This window comes from Mucilaginibacter sp. KACC 22063 (assembly GCF_028736115.1).
Classification (GTDB): domain Bacteria; phylum Bacteroidota; class Bacteroidia; order Sphingobacteriales; family Sphingobacteriaceae; genus Mucilaginibacter.
This window is the reverse complement of sequence record NZ_CP117877.1, coordinates 4,228,920-4,243,310: the sequence shown is the minus strand read 5'-3', so window position 1 is coordinate 4,243,310 and position 14,391 is coordinate 4,228,920. Positions and strand designations below refer to the sequence as shown.

The following is a 14,391-nucleotide window of genomic DNA, read 5'->3' as shown; positions in this document are numbered from 1 at the left end:
ATGCGTAGCTAAACTACCAATTATTCTTTGTTATAAGGAAAAAATACAAAGTTTGCGCCTTCGGGCACTACCACAAACACACACATAAAATCGTGCGCGTTTTTATAGTTATCAATAAAGCGTTGTTTAAGCTCCTTTTTTACAATACCACGCTCTACAAATTCTTCCAGCGTTGAAGCATGGATGCTCCATTCCGTGTTCAGTTCGGCTTTATCTAAGATCAGCTCACCCAGCTTTAATTCATGCTGGTGAGCAATAAATATCGGATAAGCTGATAGCCCTTCCACCATTATCTCCACGGCCACTTCACGCAACGATTCGCTGAAAAGCTTCAGGTCAACCTCAAGGCTTTTTAACGGGCTTTCTTTTTTAGGCTGATTGCCTTCGTTTAATAGTTCTTCAGGGTTCATGTACTTTGTTATTTATCTTGTCATTCTGAGCGTAGGACTCCGTTGGAGAACTTGCTTCAAAGTCTCTTAGGGCAAAAAATGCCCTATATGTGAGATGCCGAAACAAGTTCGGCATGACAATTCATTTATAAATTTGTCCTGTCATTGCGAGGAATATAATGACGAAGCAATCTCGAATCATGTAGTTAAGAGATTGCCACGCTTCGCTCGCAATGACACTTGTTCTTACTTTCTTAACTGTAATAACACCACATTCTCCACATGCTGTGTATGCGGAAACATATCCACCGGCTGAATTTTTACCGTGTCATACTTCTCTTTTAAAACAAGCATATCGCGGGCTTGTGTGGCAGGGTTGCAGCTTACATAAACAATTTTTTCGGCTTCTATCTCCATCAGGCGTGCTACCACATCGGCATGCATACCTGCGCGCGGCGGATCGGTAATAATTACATCCGGTTTACCGTGGCGGGCAACAAATTCTGCATCCAGCACATCTTTCATGTCGCCTGCATAAAACTCGGTATTAGTAATCTCATTGATCTGCGAATTGATCTTGGCATCTTCAATGGCCGATGGCACATACTCGACACCTACCACATGCTTAACACTGCCTGCAATAAAGTTGGCAATGGTACCGGCACCTGTGTAAAGGTCGTATACTAATTCGTCGCCTTTAAAGCCTGCAAAATCACGGGCAATTTCATAAAGGCGTTGTGCTTGTACCGCATTGGTTTGATAGAATGATTTCGGCCCGATGCGGAACCTGATCTCATTCATGGCCTCATGGATGTATTGCGGGCCTTTCCAAGCTAATACATCCTGGTCAAATATGGTATCGTTCTTTTTCTGATTGATGATATAAAGCAATGATGTGATTTCCGGGAAACCCGCCTCAACAAAGCTCATCACTTTATCAATTTCTTCCTGACTGACGTAAGCAAACACTACAATCACCATCAGCTCGCCGGTAACCGACGTGCGGATGATGAGGTTGCGCAATGCACCCTCGTGGCGTTTGAGGTTATAAAAGCTGATGTTATTTTGTTTTGCAAAATCACGGATGCTAAGGCGTAACTCGTTTGATGGATCTGCCTGCAGGTAGCAGTGGTTTACATCGAGGATCTTGTCAAACCGTCCGGGAATGTGAAAACCAAGGGCATTCATGTCCATCACTTCATCGGTACGGTTTTCGCCGTCGGTAAGCCAGCGTTTATCAGAAAAAGTATATTCCAGTTTGTTACGGTAGTAACGGTCGGCAGGCGAGCCTACAATGGGCAGCATGTCCTGCACGTCAATTTTTGCCAAACGGCCAAGTGCATCGGCAACGGTTTTTTGTTTAAACTGCAGCTGGGCAGCATAGGTCATGTGTTGCCATTTGCAGCCGCCACAGGTGCCAAAGTGCTCGCAAAACGGTTCGGTACGGTATTCGGAAGCTTTTTTTAAAGCTGTGATCTTTGCTTCGCCAAAGTTTTTCTTCTTGCGGTAAACTTCTGCATCAACAACATCGCCAGGTACGGCTTTGTCGATAAAAAGGACAAAATCATCTGATTTGCCAACACCCTTACCTTCTTCGGCGATGTCAATTACATCGATATTTTCAAAAAATTTATTACTCGCAGGCTTATTCATTCGGGTGCAAAGTTACCCAAATATTTTAACCTGTAATAAAAAGCATAACGGCTGTAAGCGGTTATGCAAACAAGTTGATGATGAATTTCCAGAAATCTGTTCCTTCAACATCTTCCAGATCGAATACCTCATCGATCAGGATTGAAAAATCGGATAATTCGCGGCTCATAGGTGGTAAATTTTACTATGCTAACATAATAAAATTTATACCGAAAACCAAATTGGTATAGTGAATATTTTAACAAAATAAAGCCGCCTGAAAAAGGCGGCTTTACGTAACACAGACTACTTATTAAAACTGCCCGATATAGGCATAGACTTAATTGCTGTTTGAATTGGTTTAGGCAATACACTAAAGGTGGTTTGTGAATCTGACGATCCATCTTTATCTGTAAAGATTCGTGTTGAGCCGACAGGTATAATCATGTTAAGGGGATCAGCATCTTTTGATACCAGGTAGTGGCTCCAGATCAGGTTTTTCATGGCACCAGCATCTACCTGTCCGCTAATTACATCAAGCGTTACATAGTTGATGCCCTTGGTTGCGCCTTTTGATTGCGCAAACACGGTAAACAAATTGTTTTGCCCCGCTATATAAGTCGCATTATTGTCGGCAGCGGCATCCCCGCCAGACTGTACATCTTTATAAGCCAGGTTAACAGTGTATTGGGTGCTATTCTGATTTTGAAACTGAAGTTTGTAATCATCAAAAATATAGCCTTTGCGGTTATCGCCAGAATTGTCAAAAGTGCAATAAGCCGGGCTGAATAAATATATCCCGTTAATGCTTGGCGGTGTTAGGCCGCTGTTGATCACCATGCCATTCTTCTTCAGGCTATCGATAATAGCAGGCGTTACAATATTATTTAGCGCCTGCGGATAATTTGGGCCAAGCGGACCGGTAGGCGTGTTGTCGTCTTTTTTGTCTTTCTTACAAGCTGCAAACGCTAACACAAAAAGCATTAAGAATGCAGGTAATTTTAGGGATGTTTTCATATGGGTAGTTTCAGATAAAAATTAAAGTTTAAAGGCAATGCCAACATTTAGTACTGCAAGGCTTTGGTAGCCTAATTCTGCAAATACGGCTGTGTTATTTGCGAAATAATATTTGCCGCCGGCAAATAAGCCGAAGCCAACACCGCTGCCGGTAGAGCCGCTATAGCCTTGATTATCTTTTACGTTTACGATTACATATCCTAAGCTTGCGCCTCCATAAATATCAAATTTTGGGTCGAGCTCAAGCAATTCATTAAAGTGGTATGAACCGCGGGCGCCTATATAAATGGCGTTTTCTTTAAAGCTGTAGTTTCCACCCGGAAAGTTTACCTTGTATTTAGAGCTGGCAAATGCCACCTGGCCGCCCACACTTATCTCATTAGTAATGCCTTTTTCATAAGATACACTTGGATTTACAGGTAATGAGGATGAATAGCCTGAGCCAAAGAAAGGGCTGCCAATACCAATGCCAATATTCAGCAGGTTATCGCCTTTGCTGAATGCTCTTACACTGGTTGATCTTTCTGTACTGGCAGGCTTTGAATAAGTTGTTGCTTTCTGCGTAGTTTTTGCCTTTGGCGTCACCTTGTTTTTCGGCTTTGTTTGTGCTGAAGCACTAACAACAATAGCCATGGGAAGCAGCATAAAAATTAAACGTTTTTTCATTTTAGATAGGATTGAATTATTAAATAAATAGATTTTACTGGCTATAATAGCGTGTGCTATAGTCGCTTAAAAAGGGGGAAGCCAAAGATAGAAACCATACATTTATCAATCCTATACCAGTTTTTCAGTATTTTTTATGCTGCTGTAGTGCCATGTCTATCTTAATATCTATCCCAGTTAATCTTTCTGGAGAAGTACATTAATACCGCTATAATGATGAATAATAATACACTGCCTACCAGTAAAGCAAGGTCTTCCAACTGAATAATGATGTAAATAAAAGTGTAGAATAAGGACAGGATGAAGGCGAATAGGAGCGCCGCTTTTTTGTTGTGCAGTAATGATGATATAAACAACGAAATAAGCGCGATGGTGGCTATAGATGCAACAAGATAGGCCCACATATAACCGATCTGTTCTGAAAAGGAAAGCAGCAACACATAGAAGATAATCATTGCTGCGCCAATAAGCGCGTAATTAAATACGTGTACCTTTTGCTTGCCGATAAGTTCTGTTAAAAATAGTGATATAAATGTAAGGATGATGATGAGTATAGCGTATTTGCTTGTGCGTGTAGTTTGCTGGTACTGGTCTACAGGTATGCGCAGCTTAACACCGAATATGGCTTCCTCGTGCTTGCTCATGCTATTCAAAAGGCTATCATTCATGGTCCATTGCTGCGGAAACGGCCTGTTGTAGTATAGCATACGCCATTTGGCTGTAAAGCCATTCTTGTCAATTTTGCGGCTATCGGGTAAGTAGCGGCCGGTAAAGCTTGGGCTGGCCCAGTTGCTTTTCACGTCTACTGTAGTAGTTTTCCCAAGGTGCACAAAATTGAGTTCCTGGCTGCCTTTTAAATCAAGTGTAAAATTGAAAGGGAGGTCTTTATCGGTTAGGCCAGTGATATTTGTCCATGCCTGCAAGCCGTTATTAAATGCTGATGCATTATTCAGTGCAGGTTCAACTGCAAAAGATTTGCCTGCTAAATTCACTACAGGATTAGTTTTTAATCCTTTAAGATCTGATATATTAAATGTAACAATAGCTTTTTCAGGGATCAGCTGATCGGCTGTGATACCTGCCTTTTCCAGGTCGGCTTTCGGGAAATTGCCTTTAATATCAATGCGGGTATTATAAACCGTTGTATTGAATATGCCGCGGTGCAGGGTTTCAACGTTTAAGCCCGAACTGATGTGCAAGTCGTCTGGCAATACATATAAGTACTCTGTACTGGTTTTGGTTACTTCTTTCGCTGTACCCTCGTTTTCTTTATAAATGCGCTTGTATGGCATTACCAATACAGGGCCGGCAACCAGCTGTTTCCCCGACCATTTATCAGATACATCGGTTTCCATTTCCTGCTGGCGGCCGGCGCGTTCCTGAATTAGGTTTTGTACCAGGAATGATGGGATCAGTAATACCAGTACAAGTCCGGTAATGAAGATAAGTTTAAGAGTGACCGATTCCATAATACGGCCGATTGTCGATTTTGGTTCTTGTTCTGTTATCATGATTGTTTAATTAAAAGTACTTTGTATTTCAAAGTATATGTATAAAAAAATTTAGTTTGATTTCTGTTGATTAATTAATTGTTCCAGGGCATTAAGGTGATCTTTAAATGCTTTTTTCCCTTTAGTTGTTGCTTCATAAGTGGTATTAGGTTTTCGCCCTACAAATGATTTAATAGTGGAGATATATTCTTCTTTTTCCAGTCCTTTTAAGTGCGATGCCAGGTTGCCGTCGGTTACGTTAAGCAACTCTTTCAACGAGTTAAAATCGTAACGGTCGTTAACAGCCAATACGCTCATTATTTGCAGCCTGATGCGGTTTTCAAAGGCCTTGTCGAGTTTTTCAAACGGTATTTTCACGGTCGTATTTAAAGTACATTACACTGCCATAAACAATGTGCAGTATGCCAAAACCAATAGCCCACAAAACTAATCCATAACCCGGAAAACATGCCCCTATCAGGCCAATAATTATCTCGCATAAGCCCAGGTACTTAACATCGGTATAAGTAAAGTTGCCCGCATTTACCAGTGCAAGGCCGTAAAATATAAGTGTAGTTGGCAGCAGCAAACTAAGCTCGCCTTTGTTAAGCAGCACCAGCACCAATACGCCACCGGTAATAAGTGGTACAGCCATATTAAACAGCAAATTGCGACTTGTTTTACCCCACATGGGTATGCACTGTTTTCGAGCCTTACGATACGTAAGCGCAACGCCTGTAATGATTGATGCAATAAGAACACTTATTGCGATCAATACGATCTTATTAAGATCATCTATGGCAGTCATTAGTCCGCTGATAAAATCAGCAGGGGCAGGCTTGTGTAAGATGATATAAGTTGCCGCCGCACCTGCAAGCGCGTAAACACCGGCTAATATACCCGATAAGCCGCTGAGCGATAAAAACTTTGATGAGCGTTCCATCATGGAACGGATCGACAGCAGATCTTCTCTTAATTGTTTTTCTTCCACTTTAAAGTACTTTGTAATTCAAAGTAAATAATTAAATGTGAAACTTCAAAATATCGACATAAATTTTATACAGCAATAGCTGCTTTAACTAAGTAGGGTAGGATCTCCTTTTGGAAAGAAACGAAGTTTTTACGGACGTCAGAATCGCTTACCGATGTAAAGGCAAAGCTAAAAACAATGCTTTTACTGCATTTGATCAGGAAACGCAGGCGCTGGTGATAGCTTTCCATTTTGCGCATGCCGCTTAATTTGGTGAATGAGCTAAGCAGTAGTTCTTCGAGTTCGTTAGAAAGATTTTTTAGAAATTCCTGTGAATTGGTTGATTCGCGGATGAAATCCCAGCCGATAAATTCATTACAAACGGTGTAAGAGAGGCGGCTTGTTTTAAGGATAAGGTTGGTTAGGTGTGCTTCTTCATCAAGTTGATGGCTATCGCTGTTAATCAGTTCATCCACACTCACGCGGATGTAATCCATCAACAGTGCATGCAGTATCTCCTCTTTGCTTTCAAAGTATTTGTAGATGGTTGCCTTGGCTATTTTAGCACGTTTGGCAATCTCATTAACGCTGGTTTTATGGTAGCCGAATTTGCGGAAAAGTTCCTGAGCGGCGCGCTTTATACTTTCTTTGATTTTATCAGCTTCCATTCACTAATTATTCACAATAATACTATTATTCACAACCTGAACATAATATGATCTTAAAGACTTGCTGGCCGGTCCCTTTACAGGCGAGCCGTCAGTAAGTGCAAACTTCGAGCCACTGCAAGGGTCAACCGCCTGCGATGACAGGTCTGGATCAATATTTACGGCACATTTTTTTTCAGGCTGATAACTGCTGCAACGGTCATAAGCGGCAAAGCCGCCGCTTGGATTATGAAATATAACCAAGCCTGCTACGCCATATCCGTTTACTACTACCGAACCACCTATACTGTTCAGTCTGCTGAGATTAGGGTCAGATAACTGGCCCTGAAAATTTACAGCTACATAAGGTATGCCAGATGTATCGCCTTTACCGCACGATAACAAACCCACCATCATCAACAGCAATACACCTAACTTAAACCTCATATCATTTCTGTTTTAAACTGTTTCAGGAAGCGTACGTCGTTTTCTGAGAACAAGCGCAAGTCGCGGATCACATATTTAAGGTTGGCAATACGCTCAACACCCATACCAAAAGCAAAGCCTGTGTATTTAGCGCTGTCGATGCCACAGTTTTCCAGAACGTTAGGGTCAACCATACCGCAGCCTAAAATTTCTACCCAGCCGGTATGCTTACACATGTTACAGCCAGCGCCCTTACAAATGGTACATGAAATATCCATCTCTGCTGAGGGCTCGGTAAACGGGAAGTACGAAGGGCGAAAACGCACCTTGGTACCTTCGCCGTAAAGCTCCTGCACAAAGTGATATAAAGTCTGCTTTAAGTCGGCAAATGAAACGTTCTCGTCAACGTATAAACCCTCTACCTGGTGGAAGAAACAATGTGCACGTGCCGAAATAGCTTCGTTACGGTAAACACGGCCTGGCATAATGGCACGGAACGGTGGTTTGCCATTCTCCATCATGCGCACCTGTACCGATGAGGTATGCGTACGCAGGGCAATGTCATCCTTACCTGTGTTTTTCTTAATAAAGAAGGTATCCTGCATATCGCGGGCAGGGTGCTCGTCCGGGAAGTTAAGCGCCGAGAAGTTATGCCAGTCATCTTCAATCTCTGGGCCTTCGGCTACTACGAAGCCCAGGCGTTTAAAGATATCGACGATCTCGCTTTGTACTAAAGAAAGCGGATGGCGTGAACCAACTTCAAGCCCGCTGCCAGGCAAGGTTAGATCAATGTCTGATTTTGTGCTTACCGTTTGCGAGTCAAATTGCTCTTTAAGTTCAGTGTACTTAGCTTCGGCCATTTGCTTAAACTGGTTAAGCACCTTACCATAAGTGCGCTTTTCTTCGGGTCCTACACTTTTAAACTGCTCAAATAAATCTTTGATCAATCCTTTGGTGCCTAAATACTTTATGCGGAATGCTTCAAGCTCGTCGGCATTTGCCGGGCTAAAAGCATTAATCTCTGCGGTGTATTGATCTATTTGTTGTTGCATTATATTATCGTCTTTAAAAGTTGCTCGGCCGTTAAAACCGGTAATGCCGAGTGCTTATAATCTTTCAAATTTCTTGTGATAATAACATCACAGTTGTTTTTAAGTGCTATAAAGTGTTGTATGCCATCTTCAATGTCACCAAACTTGCTATCTAAGGCTGATTTAAAAGCCTCTGCTTCAAAAGGCAGCACATCCAATATTTCGAGTAAAGCACTTAAACTCTTTTTCGCCTGTGCTTTTCCAATCCTGCCGGTTATTACATAATTAATATTTGCCATAACCAATGCCGACGTTGTAAGCACCAAACCATACTTACTGTATTCAGATAGCAGGTACTTTGTAAAATGAACATATGGCTCTCGTTCCAACAGCAAATCCAAAAGGATATCGCTGTCGATAAACAATTTTTTATAAGCCATATTTCTCTTTCATGTATTGATCCTTTGCGCTGTCAGTATCAAAATTGTCAGGCACTTTAATAATACCTGTAAGCGATTTTACTGTATCAGAAATTTCTGCTTCTTTAATTTTGTTAAGCAGCGGATCAGTACCTTTTTTGTTATCCCTGGCAACACTTTGTAAATATCCCTGAATTAGTTTCGACAAGCTGGTATGCTGCTTTTTTGCATATTGCTTGGCTTGCTCTATGGTATCAGTTTCTATACTTAATGTCAGTTTCGATGTTGCCATGATCTTTTAACTATACGTACAAATATAATTAAAGCATACGTATTATTTAATTACGCCCAGCTCTTTGCCCACTTTAGTAAAGGCTGCAATTGCTTTGTCTAAATGTTCGGTATCATGCGCTGCTGAGATCTGTACGCGGATACGTGCTTTGCCTTGCGGAACAACCGGGTAATAAAAACCGATCACATAAATCCCTTCTTCAAGCATTTTAGCGGCAAACTGCTGTGCAAGTTTAGCATCATAAAGCATAACCGGCACAATAGGGTGCACGCCCGGTTTTATATCGAAACCTGCTGCGGTCATTTTCTCACGGAAATACTGCGTATTACGCTCCAGCTTATCGCGCAGGTCGGTAGTTTCGCTCAGCATATCCAGTACTTTGATGGAGGCACCTGCAATTGAAGGTGCCAAAGTGTTTGAAAATAAATATGGGCGCGAACGCTGGCGCAGCATATCAATAATTTCTTTACGGCCCGATGTAAAACCACCAGATGCACCACCTAATGCTTTACCTAAAGTACCGGTGATGATATCGATACGGCCCATCACGTTGTGGTGCTCATGTGTACCGCGGCCTGTTTTGCCCATAAAGCCAGAGCAGTGGCTTTCGTCGATCATGACCAATGCTTTGTATTTATCAGCTAAGTCGCAAATTTTATCTAATTGTGCAATGGTACCATCCATTGAGAATGCGCCGTCGGTTACAATAATACGGTGACGAAGATCCTGTGTAGCTTTCAGCTTTTCTTCCAGGTCAGCCATATCATCATGTTTATAACGATGGCGTTGTGCTTTGCATAAACGTACACCATCAATAATAGAAGCGTGGTTTAACTCGTCAGAGATAATAGCATCCTGCTCATTAAACAATGGTTCAAATACACCGCCGTTAGCATCAAAAGCAGCTGCATACAAAATGGTATCTTCTGTACCCAGAAACTCTGCCAGCTTTTTCTCCAGCTCTTTGTGGATATCCTGCGTGCCGCAAATAAAACGCACTGATGATAATCCGTACCCATGCGAGTCAATGGCTTCCTTAGCAGCCTCAATCACTTTGGGGTTCGATGATAAGCCCAGGTAGTTATTGGCGCAAAAGTTAATCACTTCTTTGCCACCCTGAACCTCGATATCGGCTCCCTGTGGTGAAATGATGATCCGTTCGCGTTTGTAAAGCCCGGCTTCTTCTATTTGTGCAAGTTCTTGCTGCAGTACAGGTTTCAGTGTATCGTACATCGCTTAATTATTGTAAGATGTCAAAAATAAGCAATTACAAGCCCTTTAAAAAGTATAAAGTACCGCTGTATTAAATATTTGACACTTAACTAAAACATTTTCACGCTTTAAACCTATTATCAGTATTGCATGAAGAAATCATTACTCTTTTTAACATTGTTGCTGATATCGGTATGGGGATATGCCCAAACCTATACGCTGTCTGGAAAAACCACCGATAAGCAAGGTAATCCTATTGGCTTTACATCTGTTTATATCCGTAACTCTACTTACGGCAGTACAGCCAATGAAGAGGGTTTTTATCAGTTTAAACTTTCACCGGGTACTTATGATGTTATTTACCGCTTTGTTGGCTATGTAGAACACATAGAGAAGGTAACCATTAAAAGCCAAAACACTGAGGTAAACGTACAGCTTGAACCCGAGGTGTTTAAGCCGAAACAGGTAAATGTGGTATCCCGTAAGCGCGGACCTGCCGATACGATCATGAAGCAGGTAATTGCCAAACGCAAATTTTACCTGGAAGAGGTAAAAGGTTATTCCTGTGCGGTATACGTAAAGGGTGTACAAAAACTAATAAGTGCGCCTAAAAAGCTAATGGGGCGCGATGTAGCCCGTGCATTGGAATTGGATACCAGCAGAAAAGGCATATTATACCAGTCAGAATCTCTGTCTGAATTTAATTTTCAAAGGCCCGATAAAGTAAAAGAGGTAATGATTGCCTCGCGCATTGCAGGTCAAAATACGGCATTCAGCTACAACAAGGCATCAGACCTGCAGGTTAATTTTTACAACAACTTATTTGAGATAGAGGGTTTAAGTGCGCGTGAGTTTATTTCGCCTATAGCTGATAATGCCATGCGCTATTACCATTATAAACTGGCGGGTGTATCGGTTGAAAATGGACGTACTATTGACAAAATCGAAGTGATTCCGCGCCGTGAACATGACCCGGTTTACAGGGGATACATTTATATTATTGATGGCGAATGGCGTTTATACAGCGTTGACCTGAAACTTACCAAACAGGACAACCTTAACCTGGTTGATACACTGAGCATCAGCCAGCAGTATATTCCTATTGAAGATAATAAATGGCTGCCGGTATCAGTACAATATACCTTTAACGGCAATGTACTGGGCTTTAAATTTGATGGTTATTACGCGGCTATTTATAATAACTACAAGATCAACCCGCAATTTCCTGAGCACTTCTTTACCGGTGAGGTAATGCGGATAGATACTGCTGCCAATAAAAAAGATAACAGCTATTGGGACGTTACGCGGCCTGTGCCACTTACAGCACAGGAAGCAAGGGATTATCATCGTAAAGATAGTATAAACGTCATTAGGCAATCGGTTGAATATCAGGATTCGTTAGAAAATGCTAAGAATAAATTTTTGCCGTTGCCTTATCTTGTTTTTGGCTATGGCCATACCGACAGGCATAACGCAAGGAGCTATTATGTATATCCATTCAATCAAACCCTGTTTTACAATACGGTTGAAGGTTGGGGTTTAAACTTAAAAACTGCATTTACTCATTTTTATGCCAATAATCAATCGCTTACGGTTACACCGGCGGTGCGCTATGGCTTCGGTAATAAAATGTTTAATGCCAATGTGCATATTACTTACAGCTACAACCCGCTTAAACAAGGCTATTGGTATGGAACCTTTGGTACTGATGTGCTTGATTTAAGCAACGTCGGTACGCGTTCGCTTTTCTTTAACACCTTAAGCAGTTTGCTTAGCGAAAACAACTTCGTAAAATATTACCGCTCTAAATTTGGTCTGGTAGGTTATCAGCGCGAACTGGCCAACGGCATCTTGCTTTATGCACAGTTGTCATACGCAGACCGTGAGCAGCTTTACAATACTTCGTTCAATCACATATTTGACGATAAAAACAAGCATTATACATCAAATAATCCTTTAACGCCTGATGCGCCCGAAACACCAAATTCATTATTTCCGCAAAACCAGGCGTTGAGTTTACGTACATCACTGACGTTTACATTTGACCAGCGGTACACCACACGTCCGGATGGCAGGTATCTCGAACCATCGAAGTATCCTAAAATCCGTGTAAATTACCGTAAAGGGATCAATGCCTTTGGTTCTGATGTAAATTATGATTTTGGTTCGGTAGATATTTTTGATGACCACGTATCATTGGGTACCATGGGCTATTCGGCGTTTAAAGTAACAGGTGGTGCATTCTTCAACAGGAAATCACTGTACTTTATGGATTACAACCATTTCCAGGGCAACCAGGGTACTGTGTTTGATCCAACCATAGGCAGCTTCCACTTCCTGCCTTTTTATGATTACAGCACCAGCAAGGCATTTTTAGAAGCACACTATGAGCATAATTTCACCGGCTCATTATTTGGCAACATTCCGCTGTTGAGAAAGCTTAAACTTGAAGAAATTATCGGCGGTAATTATTTGACCGAGCAGCAATATCATCGTAATTATTCGGAGTTTTATGTAGGCGTAAAGCGTTTCTTCTTCCGTGTTGATTATGGCTTTGCCTTTAATGATTCACATAAGCTGATCAATGCCTTCAGGATATTTTATGGTATAAAATAGTGCCTTACATAGCTTAACAGTTATTTTACTAAAAGGGAAATTTTGTATCTTTGTAGCTCATTTAACGCTGTTTGCAGCAGCATCGATGATTTTATGAAGAAGTACCAAACCCTTTTGTACTATTGTTATTCAACAATAGCAGATGCGGAGCAATTTGCCGCAGACCATCTTAAATTTTGTAAAAGCCTTGGCTTAACCGGTCGAATCATTGTTGCCGATGAAGGCCTTAACGGAACTGTATCTGGCACGCCTGAGGCATGTAAAGCCTATATGGATGCCGTACATGCCGATGAGCGCTTTGCCAAAACGGAGTTCAAGATCGATAATGTAGACGAGCCTTCGTTTGTAAAAATGCATGTGCGTTACAAAAGCGAAATTGTGCATTCGGGCTTACGCGACCCTCAGATGATTAACCCGCAGGTTAAAACCGGCAAGCACCTGGAACCACAGGAGTTTCTGGCCATGAAAGATGATGAGGATGTGGTGATACTTGATGTGCGTTCTAACTACGAGCATTCTTTAGGCCGATTTAAAAATGCCGTAACCCTTGATATAGAAAACTTCCGCGATTTCCCTTCAAAGATTAATGAGTTGGCTAAGTATAAGGATAAAAAAATCCTGACGTACTGTACAGGCGGTATCAAATGCGAAAAGGCTTCGGCTTTGCTATTGCACGAAGGTTTTGAAAACGTTTACCAATTGCATGGTGGCATCATTAAATACGGCAAGGAAGCAGGAGGAGAAGATTTTGAAGGCAAGTGCTATGTGTTTGATAACCGTTTGGCGGTAGATGTTAACAGTGTGAATCCGGTTACTGTTTCCACTTGTTTTAACTGTGGCAAAAAAACCGAGAAAATGATCAATTGTGCTAATCCCGAGTGTAACGAGCATTTCACTCAGTGTGACGAATGCGGCTGGCAAATGGAAGGTTGTTGCAGCGATGCCTGCAAAGAACATCCGCGCAAAAGGGTATATGATGGAACTGGCTACTATGTAAAAGTGCCGCAGCCAGTTGCACCTAAAAAAGCGAAAGTTCAATTAGCAGAATAATATGAAGCCCTTCAAAAAGGGCTTTTTTTGTTTGTTATTGTCATGCTGAACTCGTTTCAGCATCTCATATCTCGATGAAATTAATATAAGTCATGTACTTTCTTTTTTTCTCCAAAAAGAAAGTACCGCCGTTCATAATTTAGCACTACCTGTGCCTGCCACAACAAGCCCGATGTCACATTTAAAAATAGCTTATATTAATGCACTACAGGCATAATGTTGTTTATGGACAGCATTTTTATGTTTCCTCGTGTAGCCTGCAATTATCGCCTGCGCTGAGGCGACATTTTAAGGTATGTATAGTCTCTGCAAGCGATTATTTTCTTTTAAGTCTTAGTATGCCTGATTTTTTTAACCCATAGGTAAATGCTTTTATCTAAAAAATTATGCTTAAAACAAATCAGTATAAATCGCAGTATATCATACATATAGTACTTGTTTAAGGTAAAATCCGTAAATTTTAACAAAACCTAAGCAAACAACCACACCTAAAGGTTGTTGCTCATTCCATCCATACACCCTAACATTTCATTT

Annotated in this window: 15 protein-coding genes; 2 read left to right on the top strand and 13 right to left on the bottom strand. The window is 41.4% G+C overall.

The window, feature by feature from the left end; translation table 11 throughout:
- Positions 1 to 20: 20 nt before the first annotated feature.
- From PQ461_RS18550 to kbl, 13 genes are all read right to left on the bottom strand, one after another.
- On the bottom strand, positions 21 to 410 hold the full coding sequence (locus tag PQ461_RS18550; protein ID WP_274207029.1) for a hypothetical protein: 390 nt from the start codon (positions 408 to 410) through the stop codon (positions 21 to 23).
- Between the two features lie 225 nt (positions 411 to 635).
- On the bottom strand, positions 636 to 2,042 hold the full coding sequence (gene rlmD / locus PQ461_RS18545) for a 23S rRNA (uracil(1939)-C(5))-methyltransferase RlmD (RefSeq protein WP_274207028.1): 1,407 nt from the start codon (positions 2,040 to 2,042) through the stop codon (positions 636 to 638).
- A 285-nt stretch (positions 2,043 to 2,327) separates the two neighbouring features.
- Positions 2,328 to 3,038, bottom strand: a complete 711-nt coding sequence (locus PQ461_RS18540; protein WP_274207027.1) for a hypothetical protein — start codon at positions 3,036 to 3,038, stop codon at positions 2,328 to 2,330.
- Between the two features lie 21 nt (positions 3,039 to 3,059).
- A complete protein-coding gene (locus PQ461_RS18535; protein ID WP_274207026.1) occupies positions 3,060 to 3,704 on the bottom strand; it encodes an outer membrane beta-barrel protein in 645 nt (214 codons plus the stop codon).
- Between the two features lie 161 nt (positions 3,705 to 3,865).
- Entirely contained in the window at positions 3,866 to 5,215 is a 1,350-nt protein-coding gene (creD, locus tag PQ461_RS18530) for a cell envelope integrity protein CreD (protein ID WP_274207025.1), read from the bottom strand.
- A 51-nt stretch (positions 5,216 to 5,266) separates the two neighbouring features.
- The gene (locus PQ461_RS18525) at positions 5,267 to 5,572 is read right to left on the bottom strand and encodes a winged helix-turn-helix domain-containing protein (protein WP_274207024.1); all 306 of its coding nucleotides are present in this window, start codon (positions 5,570 to 5,572) and stop codon (positions 5,267 to 5,269) included.
- Positions 5,556 to 6,185, bottom strand: coding sequence for a hypothetical protein (locus tag PQ461_RS18520; RefSeq protein ID WP_274207023.1), 630 nt, complete (start codon positions 6,183 to 6,185; stop codon positions 5,556 to 5,558). Before PQ461_RS18520 ends, PQ461_RS18525 begins: the two co-directional genes overlap by 17 nt.
- A gap of 65 nt (positions 6,186 to 6,250) precedes the next feature.
- On the bottom strand, positions 6,251 to 6,832 hold the full coding sequence (locus tag PQ461_RS18515) for a TetR/AcrR family transcriptional regulator (RefSeq protein ID WP_274207022.1): 582 nt from the start codon (positions 6,830 to 6,832) through the stop codon (positions 6,251 to 6,253).
- A 3-nt stretch (positions 6,833 to 6,835) separates the two neighbouring features.
- Complete coding sequence (locus PQ461_RS18510) at positions 6,836 to 7,258, bottom strand: Rieske (2Fe-2S) protein (protein WP_274207021.1); 423 nt, start codon at positions 7,256 to 7,258, stop codon at positions 6,836 to 6,838.
- Positions 7,255 to 8,289, bottom strand: a complete 1,035-nt coding sequence (gene pheS / locus PQ461_RS18505) for a phenylalanine--tRNA ligase subunit alpha (protein ID WP_274207020.1) — start codon at positions 8,287 to 8,289, stop codon at positions 7,255 to 7,257. The genes PQ461_RS18510 and pheS overlap by 4 nt, the downstream gene beginning before the upstream one ends.
- Complete coding sequence (locus PQ461_RS18500) at positions 8,289 to 8,708, bottom strand: PIN domain-containing protein (RefSeq protein ID WP_274207019.1); 420 nt, start codon at positions 8,706 to 8,708, stop codon at positions 8,289 to 8,291. The genes pheS and PQ461_RS18500 overlap by 1 nt, the downstream gene beginning before the upstream one ends.
- Positions 8,698 to 8,979, bottom strand: coding sequence for a DUF6364 family protein (locus PQ461_RS18495; RefSeq protein WP_274207018.1), 282 nt, complete (start codon positions 8,977 to 8,979; stop codon positions 8,698 to 8,700). The genes PQ461_RS18500 and PQ461_RS18495 overlap by 11 nt, the downstream gene beginning before the upstream one ends.
- A 42-nt stretch (positions 8,980 to 9,021) precedes the next feature.
- The gene (gene kbl / locus PQ461_RS18490; RefSeq protein WP_274207017.1) at positions 9,022 to 10,212 is read right to left on the bottom strand and encodes a glycine C-acetyltransferase; all 1,191 of its coding nucleotides are present in this window, start codon (positions 10,210 to 10,212) and stop codon (positions 9,022 to 9,024) included.
- A 129-nt stretch (positions 10,213 to 10,341) separates the two neighbouring features.
- On the opposite strand from kbl, the gene PQ461_RS18485 reads away from it, so the two are divergent.
- Together PQ461_RS18485 and trhO are read left to right on the top strand one after the other, a co-directional pair.
- Entirely contained in the window at positions 10,342 to 12,807 is a 2,466-nt protein-coding gene (locus tag PQ461_RS18485) for a DUF5686 family protein (protein WP_274207016.1), read from the top strand.
- A gap of 93 nt (positions 12,808 to 12,900) precedes the next feature.
- Positions 12,901 to 13,857 (top strand): oxygen-dependent tRNA uridine(34) hydroxylase TrhO, encoded by a 957-nt coding sequence (gene trhO / locus PQ461_RS18480; protein ID WP_274207015.1) that lies wholly within the window; start codon positions 12,901 to 12,903, stop codon positions 13,855 to 13,857.
- The last annotated feature ends 534 nt before the right edge of the window (positions 13,858 to 14,391 follow it).